This window comes from Amycolatopsis sp. NPDC004625, assembly GCF_040609695.1.
Lineage (GTDB): Bacteria > Actinomycetota > Actinomycetes > Mycobacteriales > Pseudonocardiaceae > Amycolatopsis.
Genome location: NZ_JBEXKX010000017.1, coordinates 18344 through 35425, shown reverse-complemented (window position 1 = coordinate 35425; position 17082 = coordinate 18344). Strand labels below are relative to the sequence as shown.

The 17082-nt window shown below is 74.3% G+C and carries 18 protein-coding genes; 7 read left to right on the top strand and 11 right to left on the bottom strand.

Annotated elements, in window-relative coordinates; genetic code table 11:
* The first annotated feature begins 30 nt into the window (after window positions 1-30).
* Together ABZW17_RS21050 and ABZW17_RS21045 are read left to right on the top strand one after the other, a co-directional pair.
* Window positions 31-1380, top strand: a complete 1350-nt coding sequence (locus tag ABZW17_RS21050) for an aldehyde dehydrogenase family protein (protein ID WP_354816427.1) — start codon at window positions 31-33, stop codon at window positions 1378-1380.
* Complete coding sequence (locus tag ABZW17_RS21045; RefSeq protein ID WP_354816424.1) at window positions 1377-2591, top strand: FUSC family protein; 1215 nt, start codon at window positions 1377-1379, stop codon at window positions 2589-2591. Before ABZW17_RS21050 ends, ABZW17_RS21045 begins: the two co-directional genes overlap by 4 nt.
* Window positions 2592-2600: 9 nt before the next feature.
* Here the strand turns inward: ABZW17_RS21045 and ABZW17_RS21040 are convergent, their stop codons facing one another.
* From ABZW17_RS21040 to ABZW17_RS21000, 9 genes are all read right to left on the bottom strand, one after another.
* Window positions 2601-2780, bottom strand: a complete 180-nt coding sequence (locus ABZW17_RS21040; protein ID WP_354816421.1) for a hypothetical protein — start codon at window positions 2778-2780, stop codon at window positions 2601-2603.
* A 67-nt stretch (window positions 2781-2847) separates the two neighbouring features.
* Entirely contained in the window at window positions 2848-3453 is a 606-nt protein-coding gene (locus ABZW17_RS21035) for an NAD(P)H-dependent oxidoreductase (RefSeq protein WP_354816418.1), read from the bottom strand.
* Complete coding sequence (locus ABZW17_RS21030; RefSeq protein ID WP_354816415.1) at window positions 3450-4760, bottom strand: UDP-glucose/GDP-mannose dehydrogenase family protein; 1311 nt, start codon at window positions 4758-4760, stop codon at window positions 3450-3452. The genes ABZW17_RS21035 and ABZW17_RS21030 overlap by 4 nt, the downstream gene beginning before the upstream one ends.
* Window positions 4753-5703, bottom strand: a complete 951-nt coding sequence (locus tag ABZW17_RS21025; protein ID WP_354816412.1) for a glycosyltransferase family 9 protein — start codon at window positions 5701-5703, stop codon at window positions 4753-4755. Before ABZW17_RS21025 ends, ABZW17_RS21030 begins: the two co-directional genes overlap by 8 nt.
* On the bottom strand, window positions 5694-6380 hold the full coding sequence (locus ABZW17_RS21020; protein ID WP_354816409.1) for an SDR family oxidoreductase: 687 nt from the start codon (window positions 6378-6380) through the stop codon (window positions 5694-5696). The genes ABZW17_RS21025 and ABZW17_RS21020 overlap by 10 nt, the downstream gene beginning before the upstream one ends.
* 25 nt (window positions 6381-6405) lie before the next feature.
* Window positions 6406-7773: a PfkB family carbohydrate kinase gene (locus ABZW17_RS21015; protein WP_354816406.1), complete on the bottom strand. Its 1368-nt coding sequence runs from the start codon at window positions 7771-7773 to the stop codon at window positions 6406-6408.
* The gene (locus ABZW17_RS21010) at window positions 7770-8330 is read right to left on the bottom strand and encodes an SIS domain-containing protein (protein ID WP_354816875.1); all 561 of its coding nucleotides are present in this window, start codon (window positions 8328-8330) and stop codon (window positions 7770-7772) included. Before ABZW17_RS21010 ends, ABZW17_RS21015 begins: the two co-directional genes overlap by 4 nt.
* A complete protein-coding gene (locus ABZW17_RS21005) occupies window positions 8330-10003 on the bottom strand; it encodes a carbamoyltransferase C-terminal domain-containing protein (protein WP_354816403.1) in 1674 nt (557 codons plus the stop codon). The genes ABZW17_RS21010 and ABZW17_RS21005 overlap by 1 nt, the downstream gene beginning before the upstream one ends.
* Before the next feature lie 112 nt (window positions 10004-10115).
* Window positions 10116-11081, bottom strand: coding sequence for a UDP-glucuronic acid decarboxylase family protein (locus tag ABZW17_RS21000; protein ID WP_354816400.1), 966 nt, complete (start codon window positions 11079-11081; stop codon window positions 10116-10118).
* Between the two features lie 72 nt (window positions 11082-11153).
* Between ABZW17_RS21000 and ABZW17_RS20995 the strand changes: the two genes are divergently transcribed.
* The 3 genes from ABZW17_RS20995 to ABZW17_RS20985 are packed head-to-tail and all read left to right on the top strand — an operon-like array spanning window position 11154 to window position 13116.
* Entirely contained in the window at window positions 11154-11384 is a 231-nt protein-coding gene (locus ABZW17_RS20995) for a hypothetical protein (RefSeq protein WP_354816397.1), read from the top strand.
* Window positions 11381-12247: a glycosyltransferase gene (locus ABZW17_RS20990; RefSeq protein ID WP_354816394.1), complete on the top strand. Its 867-nt coding sequence runs from the start codon at window positions 11381-11383 to the stop codon at window positions 12245-12247. The genes ABZW17_RS20995 and ABZW17_RS20990 overlap by 4 nt, the downstream gene beginning before the upstream one ends.
* A complete protein-coding gene (locus ABZW17_RS20985; RefSeq protein ID WP_354816391.1) occupies window positions 12226-13116 on the top strand; it encodes a glycosyltransferase in 891 nt (296 codons plus the stop codon). The genes ABZW17_RS20990 and ABZW17_RS20985 overlap by 22 nt, the downstream gene beginning before the upstream one ends.
* 54 nt (window positions 13117-13170) lie before the next feature.
* Here the strand turns inward: ABZW17_RS20985 and ABZW17_RS20980 are convergent, their stop codons facing one another.
* Both ABZW17_RS20980 and ABZW17_RS20975 read right to left on the bottom strand, forming a co-directional pair.
* A complete protein-coding gene (locus ABZW17_RS20980; RefSeq protein WP_354816388.1) occupies window positions 13171-14379 on the bottom strand; it encodes a glycosyltransferase in 1209 nt (402 codons plus the stop codon).
* The gene (locus ABZW17_RS20975) at window positions 14376-15344 is read right to left on the bottom strand and encodes a glycosyltransferase (protein ID WP_354816385.1); all 969 of its coding nucleotides are present in this window, start codon (window positions 15342-15344) and stop codon (window positions 14376-14378) included. The genes ABZW17_RS20980 and ABZW17_RS20975 overlap by 4 nt, the downstream gene beginning before the upstream one ends.
* Window positions 15345-15438: 94 nt before the next feature.
* Between ABZW17_RS20975 and ABZW17_RS20970 the strand changes: the two genes are divergently transcribed.
* Window positions 15439-16053 (top strand): DUF47 family protein, encoded by a 615-nt coding sequence (locus ABZW17_RS20970; RefSeq protein ID WP_354816382.1) that lies wholly within the window; start codon window positions 15439-15441, stop codon window positions 16051-16053.
* The gene (locus ABZW17_RS20965) at window positions 16054-17049 is read left to right on the top strand and encodes an inorganic phosphate transporter (RefSeq protein ID WP_354816379.1); all 996 of its coding nucleotides are present in this window, start codon (window positions 16054-16056) and stop codon (window positions 17047-17049) included.
* The last annotated feature ends 33 nt before the right edge of the window (window positions 17050-17082 follow it).

Below are 17082 nucleotides of genomic sequence, written 5' to 3'. Positions count from 1 at the left end.
GGTAACCGCCGGGCGACTAAGGAGGTGCGGATGACCGCGGGGACGATCGAAATCCGGAACCCGGCCGACGGCAGCGTGGTGGGCAGTGTGCCGGCCGCGGGCGAAGACGAGATCGCCGCCGCGCTCGCGCTGGCGAACCGGACGAAGGCGCGGTGGGCGCGGACGCCGGCCGCCGAGCGCGGCGCGCTGCTGCACACCGCCGCCGAACGGCTGCGCGCCCACGCCGACGAGCTGGCGAAGGCGAACGAAGCGGAGACAGGGCGCCCACGGGACGAAGCGCGCGAAGGAGTGCTCGCCGGTGCGGGCACGTTGGACCAGTACGCCGAACTCGGCCCGGTCCACCGTGGCCGCAGCTTGCTCGGCGACGTCGGCGCGACGGACCTGATGGTGCCCGAGCCGCGGGGCGTCGTCGTGGCGCTCACGCCGTGGAACGACCCGGTCGCGGTGGCCTGCGGGCTGCTCGGCGCGGCGCTGGCCACCGGCAACACGGTGGTGCACAAGCCGAGCGAGCGCGCGCCGCATACGGGACAGCTGCTCGGCGAGGTCCTCGGTGGCGTGGTTCCGGGCGGGGTGCTGCAGACCCTCCACGGTGACGGTGGCGTCGGCGCGATCCTGGCGATGCGCGACGACGTCGACGTGGTGGCGCACGTGGGCAGCACGGCGACCGGCCGGTCGATCGCGGCGAGCGCGGCCGCGACGGGCGCGAAGACGCTGCTGGAGAACGGCGGCAACGATCCGCTGGTGATCGACGGGGACGTCGACCCGGCGTGGGCGGCCGGCCAGGCGGCGCTGGGCGCGTTCGCCAACTCGGGCCAGATCTGCGTGGCGGTGGAGCGGATCTACGTGTGCTCGGCGGTCGCGGAGCCGTTCCTGGCGGCGCTGGTGAAGGAGGCCGAGTCGCGCACGATGGCCCCGCTGGTGGACCGGCGCCACCGGGACCACGTGCACTCGCACGTGTCCGACGCGGTCTCACGCGGGGCCCGGCTCCTGGCGGGCGGTTCGGTCCCGGACGGCCCGGGGGCGCACTACCCGGCGACGGTGCTGACGGGGTGCACGCCGGAGTTGCGGGTGATGGCCGAGGAGACGTTCGGCCCGGTGGCACCGGTGCAGGTGGTCCCGAACTTCGACGCGGGGCTGGAGGAGGCGGCGAAGGGCTCGTACGGGCTGGCGGCGACGGTGCTGACGGCCTCGATGGCGAACGCCCAGCGGGCGTGGCGCGAGCTCCCGGCGGGAACGGTGAAGGTGAACAACGTGTTCGGCGGCGCGCCCGGCGGGGCGGCGCACCCGCGCGGCCGCAGCGGCAACGGCTACGGGTACGGGCCGGAGCTGCTGGACGAGATGACCCAGACGAAGCTCGTGCACCTCGCCCCGCCCGCATGATCGGGCAGCATCACGGAGGCGGCGGCCCCGGGCCGGCGAGGGACGCGAGCCGCGGGGAACGGCGCAAGTCGGCCGTCCTCACCCGGGCCGTCCGGGCGCTCGAGCCGAACCACGCCCACTCCGCCCCGGACTCCGAGCGGCACGACCGCTCACCGTTCGGCTGGCTCGCGCGGGCCGTCCGGATTCCCGGGCGGGAACGGCGGGTTCTCGTCCAGAGCGCCAAAGCCACCCTCGCCGCCTCGGCCGCCTGGCTGCTCGCCACCCTCGTCCTGCACCTGCCGCAACCCTTCCTCGCCCCCTACGCCGCCGTCTTCCTCGTCGAAGCCACCGTCTACCGGTCGCTTCGGGGCTGGCTGCAGCAGGTCGGCTCGGTGGCCACCGGGGTCGTCCTCGCCGCCGTGGCCGCCCGGCTCATCCCGTGGCAGGCCGTCGCGCTCGCCGCCGTCGTTTTCGTCGGGTTGCTGGCCGGGAGCTGGCGGCGGTTCGGGAGTTCCGGGGTCTGGGTCGGGGTCACCGGGATGCTGCTGATCTCCTACGGCACCGCCCGCGAACCCGTCCTGCTCGGCGACCGGCTCCTCGAAACCGCATTGGGCGCGGCCATCGGCGTCGCCGTCAACACGCTGATCTTCCCGCCGCTCTACGGCGAACGGCTGGCCGCCGCGGCCGGGCGGCTCGCCACCGCGCTGGCCGGGCTGCTCGAGTCGCTCTCCGACCTCGTCCGGCGCGACGAGCCGCCCGAAGACCTCAGTGCGCTGCTGTCGCAGGCGCAGGACGCGCGCAGCCAGGTGCTGGCCGCCGAAGAGGCCGTCGGGCTCACCCGGGAAGGGCGGCGGCTGAACCTCCGCCGGGGCCGGCCGACCGCCGGGGTGCACCACGAACGGCCGCTGCGGACGCTGCTGGGGCTGTGGCCCGCCGTGTCGCAGCTGATCGCTGCCGTGCGCACCACCGCGGGCCGCCGGAAGCACCCCTTCGAGTACCCCTGGCCCGATGCGCGGGACCTTCTCGCCGACCTGATGCACCACCTGGCCGGAGCCGTGCAGGCCGTCGCTCTCGTCGGGGAGCCGGTCGAGCTTGACGAGTGCCGGGCGCTGCTCGACAAGCTGGAGAAGCGGCTGCTGACGGCCGAGGAGGACGGCGTGCCCGCCCGGCTCGGTCTCGGCACCCTGACGCTGCCCGCGCGGCTGCTGCTGGAACAGCTGGAACAGCGCTGAACCGGGCGGCTACCGGATCGCGACCGCGTCGGCCTCCGAGCGGTGCCGTCGGCAGGCCGTGCAGACCATCGTCCGGCCCAGCAGCGTGCCGTCGCCCGCCACCAGGCGGGCGACGTGCAACGCGGGCAGCCCGCACTCCTCGCACGGGATCGGCTTGCTGTCGCGGTTGATCAGGACTCGGTTCGGCATGCCATCCGGTTACCCAGTGGCCTGGGCCACACTCGTCCGGAGCAGTGACGTCACTCGAACGAACTAATCACTCGGCCGGATATTGCCGCTCGCGGAGCAGATCCGCCAGGTGGACGGCGTTGCGGACGAGCGTCGCGTTCGTCGACGCCACGGCCTTCGGCGTCTCGTCGAGGTCCTGGTAGTCGCCGCCCTGCATGGCTTCGCCGTTCCAGTAGGTGGCGCCCTGCGCCGGCACCGTGAACCCGGTGTCGTTCAGCGCCTGGAACAGGTCGGCGATGATCTTGTGGGCGCCGTCCTCGTTGCCGACGACCGCGGCCACCCCGACCTTGCCGAACATCGCCGGCCGGTCCTGGTCGTCGGTCTCCGACAGCTCCGCGTCGAGGCGCTCCAGCACCCGCTGGGCCACGCTGGACATGTGCCCCACCCACGTCGGGGTGGCGACCAGCAGGATGTCCGCGGCGGCGAGCTTCCGCCGGATGTCCGGCCAGGCGTCGCCGTCGCCCATGTCCGCCTCGACGCCCGGCCGGACGTCGTGGTCGACGACGCGGACCAGCTCGCCGGTCGCGCCGCGTTCGGCGAACAGGTCGAGCAGCTGCCGCGCGATGAGGTCGCTGCTCGACTTCGCCGGCGACGGCTTGAGTGTGCAGGTCAGCGCGAGGACGCGCAGGGTCATGAGTGCCTCCTGGGATGGGTGCCGACGCCGATGTGGGTGAACCCCGCTCCGGCGAGGGCGTCGGGATCGAGCAGGTTGCGCGTGTCGACGACGACCGTCCGGTCGGCCGACGCGGCCAGCCGGGCCCAGTCGAGGTCCCGGAACTCGGGCCACTCGGTGAGCACGACGAGCGCCGCGGCGTCCTTGGCCACCAGGTACGGGTCGTCGACGACCTGGACCGCGTGCAGGCCCGGCACGCACGCGACGGCCGGGTCGTGCGCGGTCAGTTCGGCGCCCGCGCGGGCCAGGTCGTCGGCCACCGCCAGGGCCGGCGAGTCGCGCAGGTCGCCGGTGCCCGCCTTGAACGCCAGGCCCAGCAGGCCGATCCGGGCCCCGGCGAGGGAACCCGCCGCCGAGCCGGTCACCGCCTGCCGCACCGCGCGGACCACCCGGGCGCGCTGCCGGGCGTTGACGCGGACCGCGTCGCGCAGGATGCCGAAGTCGACCCCCGCCGACTCGGCCGCGTGCAGCAGGGCCGAGGTGTCCTTCGGCAGGCACGACCCACCCCAGCCGGGGCCCGGCGCGAGGAACTCCGGGCCGATCCGCGCGTCCAGGCCCATGGTGCGCGAGACCTCGCGGACGTCCGCGCCGAACCGCTCGCACAGTTCGGCGAGGACGTTCACATAGGACAGTTTCACCGCGAGGAACGCGTTGCTGGCGTACTTCGCGAGCTCGGCGCTGGCCGAGCCGGTCGCCACGACCGGCGCGCCGGTCGGCTCGTACAGCCGCGCGACCCGTCGGGCCGCCGGCGAATCCGCCGGGTCGGTGCCGACCAGCACCCGGTCCGGGTGCAGGAAGTCCTCGACGGCGTGCCCTTCGCGGAGGAACTCCGGGTTGGCCACCACCGGCAGGTCGTCCCGGCCCAGCAGGCGCGGCAGCCGGGCCGCGGTGCCGACCGGCACCGTCGACTTGGTGACGAGCACGCAGCCGGGCCGCAGCAGCCGGCCGAGCTGCGGCACGACGGTTTCGAGCACGCCGAGGTCGGGGCGCCCGTCCTCGGCCGGCGGCGTCGGCAGGCAGAGGAAGACGAGGCCGGCGCCGTGGAGTTCGGCCTGGGCGGTGGTGAAGGTCAGGGTCCGGTCGCCGAGTCCTTGCGCGACCAGGTCGGCCAGGCCGGGCTCGGCGATGGACACCACGCCCCGGCGCAGTTCGTCCACTTTGGACTCGTCGGCGTCCACGCAGGTGACGCGGTGCCCGAGCCGGGCGAAGCAGGCGGCACTGGTCAGGCCGACGTAGCCCGCGCCGACGATCCCGATGTGCTCAGCCATGCGCCACCCTCGCTTCGAGGGCCGACCGCGCGGCGGCGAGCACGCGTTCCTCGCGCAGCAGGAGCAGCCCGCCGTCGGGCTCGTCGCCGTGCGGGTCGCCGACGTTCCCGGCCCACAGCACCACGTGCTGCCGCGCGGACGGCGGCGGGCCCCACAGCCGGGGCGGGGTCGGGCCGAACAGCAGCACCGACGGCGTGCCGAACGCCGTGGCGAGGTGTCCGACGCCGGTGTCGCCGCAGACGACGAGGGCCGCTCCGGCCACCAGCGCGGCCAGGTCCGCCAGCCCGGTGCCTCCGGCCAGCACGGCGTCCTCGCCGAGCCCGGCCGCCTCGGCGATCGAAACCGCCAGGTCGCGCTCGCCGGCGCTGCCGGTGAGCACGACGCGGTGCCCGGCCGTGGCCAGTTCGCGGACCACGGCCGCGAACCGCGCGGGCGGCCAGCGCCGGGCCGGGAACGCCGCGCCCGGGTGCACCACGACGGCGTCCGGGACCGGGTTCGGCCCCGGCGGCACGGGCAGGCCGAGTGCCGACCGGTCGGCAGGCAGGTGGTGGTACTCGGCGAGCCGGCACCAGCGGTCGACCTCGTGCACGTCGTCGCGCCACTCGAGCCCGGCCACCTCGGGGAAGTCGGGGTGGCGGTGGGTCAGCAACTCGGCGGGGTCGGTGTCCAGGAGGTCGTGGATGCTCTCCGGGCCGCTGCCGTGCAGGTTGACCGCCAGCCGCGGCGGTTCGCCCGGCCAGGCGAGCTCCCCGAGCCCGGACGTCGGCAGCAGCTCGTCGACGGCGTCGATCAGCTCGACCAGATCGCGCAGCTGCTCCGGCGCGGCCAGCACCAGCCGGTCGCCGGGATACGCCGCACGCAGCGCGCGCAGCGCGGGGACCGCCGTCAGCAGGTCCCCGACGCCGAGCGCGCGCAGCACGAGGACCGTGGCACTCACGGCCACGACCCCTCCTCGGACGCGCACACGACCATTTCGCGCACTTCGGCGCCCGGCGGCTGCTGCAGCGCGAACACCACCGTGCTCGCCACGTGCTCCGGCTGGTTGAGCTTCGCGTCCGGCGGCGGCTTGTACTGGTCGGTGCGGTCGTCGAAGAAGTGCGTCCACATCCCGCCCGGGACGAGCAGGGTGACGCCGACGCGCCCGGCCAGCTCGGCGGCGAGCGCGCGGGTGAAGCCGACGACGCCGAACTTCGAGGCGCAGTAGGCGGTCGCGTCGCTCACCGCCTTGATGCCCAAAGTGGACGCCACGGTGACGATCGTGCCGTGCGAACGTTCCAGGTAGGGGAGCGCGGCGCGGATCACCGCGGCCGTGCCGAACAGGTTCACCCTGACCACCCGTTCCCAGTCCGCTGTGGACACTTCGCCGAGCGGCCCGCAGGCGTCGGTGCCGGCCGCGGTGAAGACGCCGTCCAGGCCACCGGCGCGCTCGGCGAGCTCGCGCACCGCGGCCTCGGTGGCGGCGGTGTCGGTCAGATCGGCTACGACGTGTTCGGCCGGGTCGTCGGGGCGGACGCGGTCGAGGACGTACGGGGTGCCGCCGGCCTTGCGGACGGCGTCGACGGTGGCGGCGCCGAGGCCGGAGGCGCCACCGGTGATCAGGACGGTGCCGAGGGGTCGCATCGCACTCCTTCGGGGTTGACGGGTGTCAGGCACCGGCCGCCGCGGCGACCAGCCGGGACGTCGAGTAGCCGGGGACGGTCGGGACGAGCACGACTTCGCCGCCGTGCCGTTCGACGACCGCGCGTTCGGGCAGGTCGGCGGCCGCGTAGTCGCCGCCCTTCACCCACACGTGCGGGCGCAGCCGCTCGAGCACGGCGGCGGGGGAGTCTTCGTCGAAGACCGCGACGGCGTCCACAAAGGACAACGCGGTCAGCAGCCGGGCCCGGTCGCGGTCGCGGACCAGCGGCCGGCCGGGTCCCTTGAGGGCCCGCACGGACGTGTCGGAATTGAGGCAGACGACGAGCGCGTCGCCGAGGGCGCGGGCCTGCCGCAGCAGGCTGACGTGCCCGGGGTGCAGCAGGTCGAAGCAGCCGCCGGTGGCGATCAGGCGGCCACCGCCGTCCCGGACCCGCTCGGCGAGGCCGAAGGCGTCGGTCGCCGGCTGCGGGTCGGGGACCGGGCCGTCGTTCGTGGACAGCGCGGTGGCGCCGCCGGCCGCGACGAACCGGGCGGCCGCCTCGACCGCCGTCACCACGGCTTCGGTCGTGTCCGCGCCGCCGAGCAGGGCGGCGGTCGCCGCGGCGGCGAACCGGTCGCCCGCACCGCAGGTGTCGGGCGCGGCGTGGCCCGGGGCGCGCGCCGCGGCGGGGATCGGGACGCTCGTCTCGCCGAGGCCGTCGGCCAGCACCGCGCCGCGGGACCCGACGGTGACCGCGACCGCGTCGGCGTGCCAGTGGCCGCGCAGCAGCTTGGCCAGCTCGGCCGGCTCTTCGTGCCCGGCCAGCACCGCGCGGGCCTCGGCGAGGTTCGGGGTGACCAGGCCGGTGCCGGGCACCGGCTGGGCCCCGCGCGGGTGCGGGTCCCAGACCACCGGGATCCGCTCGGCCAGGTCCCGCAGGATCCGGCGGACGTCGGGATTGCGCGTCAGGCCGCGGCCGTAGTCGGCCACGAGGATCGCGCCGGCGTCTTCCAGGACCTCGTGGACCCGGGCGGGCAGCGGGTCGGCGGTCGCCGTGCCGTCGCCGGAATCCAGGCGCAGCAACGACTGCCCGCCCGCGCGGACGCGGGTCTTGCACACCGTCGTGCCGCGCAGCGGCAGCGGCAGCACGGTGACGTCCGGGTCCAGCAGCCCGGTGAGCGCGTGGCCGCCTTCGTCGCCGCCGAGCGGCGTGACCAGCACGACTTCGGCCGCGGACCGCGCGGCCAGCAGGGCCGCCAAACCGGCGCCGCCGGGGCGGCGGCGCCGGGCCGTCAGGTCGACCACCGGCACCGGCGCCTCCGGGCACAGCCGCTCGGCGGTGCCTTCGGCGTCGACGTCCAGCAGCGTGTCGCCCAGGACGACCAGCGGCTTCACGCGGTCACCCCGAGCGCGTCGTCCAGCGCCGCGCAGAGGCCGTGCACCAGCACCAGGTGCATTTCCTGGACGGTCGCGACGGTGGGTGCCTCGACCGTCACGGCGTCGTCGCACAGGGCGGCGAGGGGGTTCGGGGCGGGCCCGGTCAGCGCCCACGTCGTCACGCCGAGCTCGTGCGCGGCCTTCGCCGCGGCGACGACGTTCTGGCTGGTGCCGCTGGTGGACAGGCAGACCAGCACGTCACCCGCCCGCCCGTGGGCACGCACCTGGCGGGCGAAGACCTCGTGGTCGCCGTAGTCGTTGACGATGGCCGTGGTCGCGGAGGTGTCCGCGTGCAGCGCGATGGCCGACAACGGCTGCCGTTCGTGGCGGAACCGGCCGACCAGCTCGCCGGTGAGGTGCTGGGCCTCGGCCGCGCTGCCGCCGTTGCCGCAGGCGAGCAGCCGGCCGCCGGCCTCGAACACCCCGGCGAGGTGCCGTCCCCACGCGGCTATCTTGGGGGCGGATCCGCGGGCCCGGCCGGCGGCTTCGGCCAGCGCGGCGAGATGGTCTTCCATCACGGCACCTCCTTCTTCTCCGGCGACGCCGCGCCGGTCCGGGTGGGTCGGGGCCGCCGGAGCACGAACGGCCCCAGCGCGAGCAGGTCGATCGGCGCGGAGCCGAAGCATTCGAGGGCGTCCCGCGGCGAGTCGACCATCGGGCGGCCCGCGGTGTTGAGACTGGTGTTGATCACCACGGGCAGTCCGGTCCGCCGCTCGAAAGCGGCCAGCATCCTTGCCAGCAAAGGGTTTTCCCGCTCCTCGACGGTCTGCACGCGGGCCGTGCCGTCAACGTGCGTGACGGCGGGGATGCGGTCGCGCCAGCCTGCGGCGACGTCGTGCACGAACAGCATGTACGGGCTGGGCAGCGGCCCGCGGGTGAAGATCTCCGCGGCGCGTTCGGCCCGCACCATCGGTGCCACCGGGCGGAACTGCTCCCGGCCCTTGACGTCGTTGAGCCGCTCGAGGTTCGCCTTGCGGCCCGGGTGGGCCAGCAGCGACCGGTGGCCCAGCGCGCGCGGCCCGAACTCGGCGCGGCCCTGGAACCAGGCGATCACGTCGTCGTTCGCCAGCGCTTCGGCGACGGTCTCGGCGAGGTCGCCGGGACGCTCGTAGGGCAGCTTCGCCTTGATGAGGATTTCTTCGAGCTCGTCGTCGGTCCAGCCGCGGCCGAGGCCGGCGTCGCCCAGGGGCGCGCCGCGTTCCCCCGCGTCCGCGGCCAGCTGCAACGCCGCGCCGAGCGCGGTGCCCGCGTCCCCGGCGGCGGGCTGCACCCAGATCCGGTCGAACGGGCCTTCGGCGTGCAGCCGGGTGTTGGCCACGCAGTTGAGCGCGATCCCGCCCGCCAGCGCCAGATCGCGCCGGCCGGTCATGCCGTGCAGCCAGCCGGCCAGCTCCAGCAGGATGTCTTCGAGGGCTTTCTGGACGCTCGCGGCGAGATCGGCGTGCCGCCGGGTGAGTTCCCGGCCCGCTTCGCGGCGCGGGGCCAGCGACGCCAGGTCGACGCCGGCGGCGTGGAAGCCGCCGTCGCCGGTGACGTGGACGTGCTCGCGGAGTTCGCCGAGGAATTCGGGCGTGCCGTAGGAGGCGAGCGCCATCACCTTGTACTCGTCGCTGGACCGCGCGAATCCGCAGTGCTCGGTGAGGTCTTCGTAGAGCAGGCCCAGGGAATGCGGCAGCTTCTGGGCCGCCAGTTCCTTGAACCGCCCGTCGCGGTACTCACCGGCCAGATAGGACGTGCTTTCGCCACGACCGTCCGCGACGAGCACGGCGCAGTCGCCGAAAGGCGCAGCGAGCGCGGCCGACGCGGCGTGCGCGACGTGGTGACGGACGAACTTGACGATGCCCGGGTCGAGGCCCGGCAACGCGGACTTCAGGAACAGGGGCGCCCGCTCGGCGAACTGCGTCCGCAGTTCCTCGCCGCTCGGGTCGTGGCCGGACAGGCCCGGTTCGACCAGCGCGGGGTCGTAGGAGTACCCGACGGCGTCGAGGTCCTTCGCGGACAGTCCGGCCTGCGCCAGGCACCAGGCGGCGGCCTGGGCGGGCTGCTCCCAGGTGGAGAACGGCACCGCCTGCTTGCCGTGCTTGCGGCGGCTGAAGCGTTCCTCCTCCGCGGCGGCCACGATCTCCCCGTCCACCACCAGCGCCGCGGCCGGGTCGTGGAAAACGGCGTTGATCCCGAGGATGCGCATCGACCTGCCTCTGGCGTTTCGGTGCGGACTCGCGGGGCCCGCGCTCGCCTATAGCGCTACCCGGCGAAGTCGCTCATAAACGATGGCGCGCAAAAGCCCTGGGCGTCGCTACTCAGCGCGACGGCGCCCGGCGGAACCACGCCGCGGTGCGACGGAGGCCGTCGTCGGCGTCGATCTTCGGTTCCCAGCCGAGGGCGTCGCGGGCGAGGGTGATGTCGGGACACCGCCGCTGCGGGTCGTCGACGACGGCGTCGACGTGCTCGATCGGGGACCCCGACCCGGTGATGTCCTTGATCCGCTCCGCGACCTGGTGGACCGTCAGCTCGTCCGGGTTGCCGATGTTCACCGGCCCGGGGTGCCCGGACCGGGCGAGGGCCAGCAGCCCGCGGACGGTGTCCTCGACGTAGCAGAGGGAGCGCGTCTGCTCGCCGGTGCCGGTGACCGTGAGGGGCTCGCCGTGGAGCGCCTGGTCGAGGAACGCGGGGATCATCCGGCCGTCGTGGGCGCGCATGCCGGGCCCGTAGGTGTTGAAGATGCGTGCGATGCCCGTGTCGACGCCGTATTCGCGGCGGTAGGCCGACGTCAGCGCTTCGGCGTAGCGCTTCGCTTCGTCGTACACGCTGCGGGGCCCGATCGGGTTGACGTTGCCCCAGTACCGTTCGTGCTGCGGGTGTTCCAGCGGGTCGCCGTAGACCTCGCTGGTCGAGGCGAGCACGAACCGGGCGCCGTCGCGGCGGGCCAGGTCGAGCGCGTTTTCGGTGCCGTGCGAACCGGCGCGCAGCGTTTCGATCGGCAGGGCCAGGTAGTCACGCGGCGAGGCGGCGGACGCCAGGTGGAACACGACGTCGGTGCGGCAGTTCAGCGGCATCGGCTGGGTGACGTCGTGGCGCACGAACCGGAACCGCTCGTGGCGGCGCAGGTGCTCCAGGGTGTCCGCCGAGGACGTCGCGAGGTTGTCCACGGCGACCACTTCGACGCCCTCTTCGAGCAGCAATTCGCACAGGTGCGCGCCGACGAAACCGGCACCCCCGGTCACCACCGCACGCTCCCACCGCCTGGTCACTCCCGGATTCGTCATGCCGTGGCGGCTACCCGGCCCCGGTGGGCGCAAACCCGTGTAAGGGGGTGGCGAGCGGGTACGTGCCAGACCATGCGAGTTCTGCTCACGGGTTGGGCCGGTTTCCTGCACGGCGAAGCGACGGCGGGTGACGTCCTGAGCCTCGACGCGGCCGCGGCCGCCCTGGCCGAGGCGGGAACGACCACGACATCGCGCGGAGCCCCGGTTGCGGTTCCGGCCACGCCGGTGCTCGGCGTCGTCCTGGCGCCGCACCAGCCGGAGTACGGCGGCGCGCTGGTCGACGAGCTGGTGGGGACGCGGTGACCGCGCGCACGACCGTCGTCATCGCCACCCGCAACCGCGCCGCCGAACTGGGCCGCACCCTCGGCCAGCTGTCCTCTTTGGACCCGAAGCCGCCGGTCGTGGTGCTGGACAACGCGTCCGGGGACGACACGGTCGCGGTCGCCGGGCGGCACCCGAACGTGCGGGTGATCCGCCTGCCGCACAACCTCGGCGCCGCCGCCCGCACCCTCGGCGTCGTCGCCGCCGAAACCCCGTACATCGCCTTCTGCGACGACGATTCGTGGTGGGCACCGGACGCGCTGGCCGAGGCCGAACGGATCTTCGACGAGCACCCGCGCACCGGCCTGCTCGCCGCCCGCACCCTGGTCGGCCCGGAGTGCCGCGACGACCCGGTGACACCCGACATGGAACGCAGCCCGCTCGGCCACCCCGACGGTGCGCCCGGCCCGCTGGTGCTCGGCTTCCTGGCCTGCTCCGCGATCGTGCGGCGCACGGCGTACCTGCAGGCCGGCGGCTTCAGCCCGTTGCTCCACTTCGGTGCGGAGGAACAGCTGCTGGCCTACGACCTGGCCGCGCGCGGCTGGGAAGTCTGCTACGTCGGCCGCCTGCGCGCCCACCACCACCCGTCCCGGTCGCGGCCGCCGTCGTCGTGGCGCCGCCGGGCCGAACTGCGCAACCGGCTGCTGATCGCCGTGCTGCGCCGCCCGCCGCGCGTCTGCCGGCGGGAAGTGGCCCGGACACTGGTGCGGGCCCCCGGGGCGGTCCTCGGCGCGGTCCCGCGCCTGCCGCGCGCGCTGAGCTCGCGGCGCGTCCTGCCCGCCCACGTCGAACACCAGGCCCGGACACTGGAAAGGACCGCCGAATGGCGCGCATCTCGGTCGTGATCATCACCCGCAACCGCCGCGAGCAGCTGCGGGAGACCCTGGACCACATGACGTCCCTGCCGGACGCCGCACCGATCTTCGTCGCCGACAACGGGTCCGGGGACGGTACGGCCGACGTGATCGCCCGCGAGTTCCCGGGTGTCCGCCTGGTCCGGCTCGCGGAGAACCTCGGCGCGGTGGCGCGCAACGTCGTCGTCGAAGAGGTGACGACGCCGTACGTCGCCTTCTGCGACGACGACACGACGTGGCAGCCGGGCGCCCTCACCCGGGCCGCCGACCTGCTCGACGAGTTCCCCGCGCTCGGCTCGGTGACCGGTCGCTGCCTGGTCGAGCCGGGCCTGGCCGAGGACCCGATCACGCCGGAGCTGCGCGGGTCGCCGGTGCCCGGGCCGGACTGGCTGCCGGGGCCGGCGCTGCTCGGCGTCATGGCGGGCCTGACGGCCGTGCGGGTCAGCGCGTTCCGCGAGGTCGGCGGGTTCTCGACCCGGATGTGGCTCGGGGGCGAAGAGGAGCTGTTCGCGTTGGACCTCGCCGCGCGCGGCTGGTGGATGTGCTGGGCGGAGGACGTGGTGATCCACCACGCGCCGTCGAAGCTGCGCGACCCGCGCCACCGCCGCCGCCTGGGCATCCGCAACACGGTGTGGACGCTCCTGCTGCGCCGCCCCTGGCCGGCGGTCTTCCGCCGCGGCCGCGACGTCCTGCGCACCGCCCCGCGCGACGCGGCCACCGCGGCCGCCCTCCTGGACGTGGCCCGCGGCCTCCCGGGGGTCCTGCGCGACCGCCGGGTCGTCCCGCCCCACGTCGAGCACGGCCTCCGCCTCCTGGAAGCCCCGCAACGAGCCTCCCAGGCCCGCCGCTACGTGGGCTGAAGTTGTCGTGAGTGGTAAGGCGGGTTAGAACCCGCCTTACCACTCACGAGCCGGTCAGCGGGCCTCGGCGGTTGCGGCGGTCTCGGGGACCAGTTTGTGGTACGCGCGCAGCGTGTCGGCGGCGACGCGGTCCCAGGAGTAGCGGGCCACCGCGCGGTCGTGGCCCGCGGTGCCGTAGGCGTGGCAGAGGGCGGCGTCGTCGATCAGCAGGCGGGCCCGGGACGCGAGTTCCTTCGGCTGGTGCGGCCGGACCAGCAGCCCGGTGACGCCGTCGACGACCGTGTCGGTCAGGCCGCCGACCGCGGCCGCGACCACCGGGACGCCGCAGGCCATCGCCTCCAGCGGCACGATCCCGAACGGCTCGTACCACGGCGTGCACACCACGGCGTCGGCCGAGCGCAGCAGCGCCGGCATGTCCTCCCGCGACACCTGGCCGGGCCAGCGCACGCGGTTCCCCACGCCGAGCCGCTCCGCCAGCTGCCGCAGCCGCTGGGCCTCCGGGTCCTGGGACAGCTTGCCCCGCTCCGGGCCGCCGGCGATGACGAGCTCGGTGTCCGGCAGCTGGGCGAGCGCGGTGATCGCGATGTCGAACCCCTTGCGCGGCACCAGCCGCCCGACGGCGACCAGCCGGTGGGCCAGCCGGCGGCGGGCGGCCGGCCCGTCGGGGGAGAACCGGCCGAGGTCGACGCCGCACGGGACGATCGAGATCCGGGACCGCGGCACGCCGAGGCGGGACAGCTCGAAGACCTCGTCGGAACAGGTCGCGATCACGCGCCCGGCGCGGCGGCCGATGATCCGCTCCAGCCGGATCCGGTCGGCCGGGCTGGTGTCCTGGTCGCCCTGGTAGCGCTTCTTGACCACCCCGAGGGCGTGGAACGTCTGCGCCACCGGGGTGTCCGTCGCGCTCGCGGCGAGCGACGCCGCCAGGCCCGACATCCAGAAGTGCGCGTGCGCCAGGTCCGGGCGGTCGAGCGCCCACCGGTCGCGCAGGAAGCTGCCGAACTCGCCCATGTAGGGCAGGAGGTGGTCCTTCGGCTCCTTGCGCGGCGGTCCCGCCGGCACGTGCACGACGCGGAACCCTTGTGGGGTCAGGACCTCGGGCGGTTCGTCGCGGCTCTCCCGTCGCGTGTAGACGGTGACCTCGTGGCCGGCGCGCGTCAGCGCGGCCGACAGCTCCGCGACGTGCACGTTCTGGCCGCCGGCGTCGGCTTCGCCGAGGGCGGCGAGGGGATTGGCGTGCTCGGACACCATCGCGATCTTCATCGGTGAGGCGTTCCCTTCACAGTTCGACGGGCCGTCTCGGCGAGGAGGTGGTCCCAAGCGGTCAAGAAGGCGTCCAGCCCGTAGTGCTTCAGGGCGTGCTCGCGGGCGTTCTTGCCGGCGAGCACGGCGAAATCGGGCTCGTGCAGCAGTCCGCGGAAGCCGCGAGCCAGCACCGAGACGTCGGTGGAGAGCACGCCCGCGTCGGCCGGCACGGCGTCGACCGCTTCGGTGGCAGCGAAGACGACGACCGGCATCGCCAGGTGCATCGCCTCCAAAAGGGACAGTCCCAGCGACGTCCACCGGGCGGTGTGCAGGTAGACGCGGCGGCGGGCGATTTCGTCGTGCAGCTTCGGCGCCGGGACGTCGCCCAGCCCGCGCAGCGGCGCGCCGAGGTCCTCGGTTCCCATGCCGAACACGTCGACCGGAGCGGCCTCGGCGAGCGTGCCGAGCAGGTCGGCGCCGGTGACGCGCTGCCGCCGCACCGGCTCGTTGATCATCGACACGCCGGCCGCGAGCTCACCAGTGTAGCGCGGGCCCGGATCCGGGATGCCGTGCGGCACGACGGTCGTGGGCGCGCGGCCGCAGTCCCACATGGCCGCGTTGAAGGGGGTCACGTGCGCGACGGTGATGTCGGAGCGGCCGGCGAGCGGGTGCTCGCTCGACGCCGCGTACGGCCGCGGCGCGTTGTGTTCCACGTAGACGGACGGCACGCCCAAGCGCGCGGCGAAGCCGAGTTCCTCCGGGCGCTGCAGGACGACGACGTCCGGTTCGGCTTCGGCGAGGCGGTCGAGCGGTACCTCGGTCGCCGACGGCCAGTCGCGCCCCGCCTTGCCGAGACCCCAGGGCGCACCCTCGTCCGACACCGGCAGCAGGTAGTCGTGGCGGCCGCGGACGAAGGCGTCGGTCCACGAGCCGTGCACGTGCCAGAGCAGTACTCTCAGGCGCCGGGATCCGCGATCGGTCATGACTCCTGGTTTCCCGGAGATCGGCCGTTAAACGTGGGGCCGGACGGGGTACCCGGCCCCCGACCGCCGTGCAGTGAGGAAGGGACGTCCATCCATGCGGTTCACCCCACGGGGCACCCGGTTCTTCGACCTGCTCGCCGACGCGGCGAAGAACCTGGTCACGGCGACCGCGCTGCTGGGAGACCTGGTGGCCGCCGAACCGGCCGAACGGGAACCGATCGCCAAGCGCCTGCACGAGGTCGAGCACCAGGGCGACGAGCTGACGCACACGATCATGGTGGAGCTCAACAGCTCCTTCGTGACGCCGTTCGACCGCGAGGACATCCAGGCCCTCGCCGCCAAGATCGACGACGTGCTGGACTTCACGGACACCGCGGCGGACCTGGCCGTGCTGTACCGCATCGGCGCGTTCCCGCCCGGAACGGACGTCCTGGTCCGGGTGCTCCGCCGGGCCGCCGAGCTGACCGCCGCGGCGATGCCCGGCCTGGCCAAGGTGGGCGAGCTCGAGCCGTTCTGGATCGAGATCAACGAGCTGGAGAACGAGGCCGACCGCGTCTACCGGCGGATCCTGGCCCACCTGTTCGAGCCGGGCGGTGACGCCCTCGAAGTGCTCAAGACCAAGGAGGTCGTCGAGCAGTTCGAGCTGGCCGCCGACGCCTTCGAGCACGTCGCCGACGTGGTGCAGACCATCGCGGTCAAGGAGTCGTGAGTGACGGGGACCGCCGCCCTGGTCACCGTGATCGTGCTGACGCTCGTCTTCGACTACACCAACGGGTTCCACGACGCGGCCAACGCCATCGCCAGCGCGGTGTCGACCCGGGCCCTGACCCTGCGGGCCGCCCTCGTGCTGGCCGCGGTGATGAACCTGGCCGGCGCGCTGCTGTCCACCGGGATCGCCGCCACGGTGGCCAAGGGGATCATCGACGTCCCGGCCGGCCCGGACGCGCTCACCGTGGTCTTCGCGGCGTTGCTCGGGGCGATCACCTGGAACTTGATCACCTGGTACTTCGGGCTCCCGTCCTCGTCTTCGCACTCGCTGATCGGCGGCATGGTCGGCGCGGCGCTGGCCGCCGCCAGCACCGTGCACTGGGCCGGCATCGCCGAGAAGGTACTGCTCCCGATGGTGGCGTCGCCGCTGCTCGGGCTGGTGCTCGGGTACGCCGCGATGGTCGGCGCGCTGCGGCTGCTGCGCCGGGCGAACCCGCACCGCAGCGGCCGCGTGTTCCGCCGGTTCCAGATCCTCTCGGCGTCGGCGCTCGCGCTCGGCCACGGCCTGCAGGACGCCCAGAAGGGCATGGGCGTGATCGTCCTCGCGTTGGTGGCGGCGGGCGAGCAATCGACGTTCGCGGTGCCGTTGTGGGTGACGCTCCTGTGCGCCGCGGCCTTGTCGCTGGGCACCTATTCGGGTGGTCTGCGGATCATGCGGACCCTCGGCCGCCGCGTGTTCCCGCTCGACCCGCCGCACGGCTTCGTCGCCGAATCGGTGGCGTCCTCGGTGTTGTACGTGACGGCGTTCGCGGTGAAGGCGCCGATTTCGACGACGCACGTGATCACCGCGGCGATCATGGGCGTCGGCGCGACCAAGCGGCTTTCGGCGGTCCGCTGGGGCATCGCCCGCGACATCGTCATGGGCTGGGTGCTGACCTTCCCGGCCGCCGCCGCGGTGGCCGCGGCCGTGTACCTGGTGGCCGACCTGCTCACCTGACCGCCGGCGCGTTTGTCCGCCGCGATCCGCGGG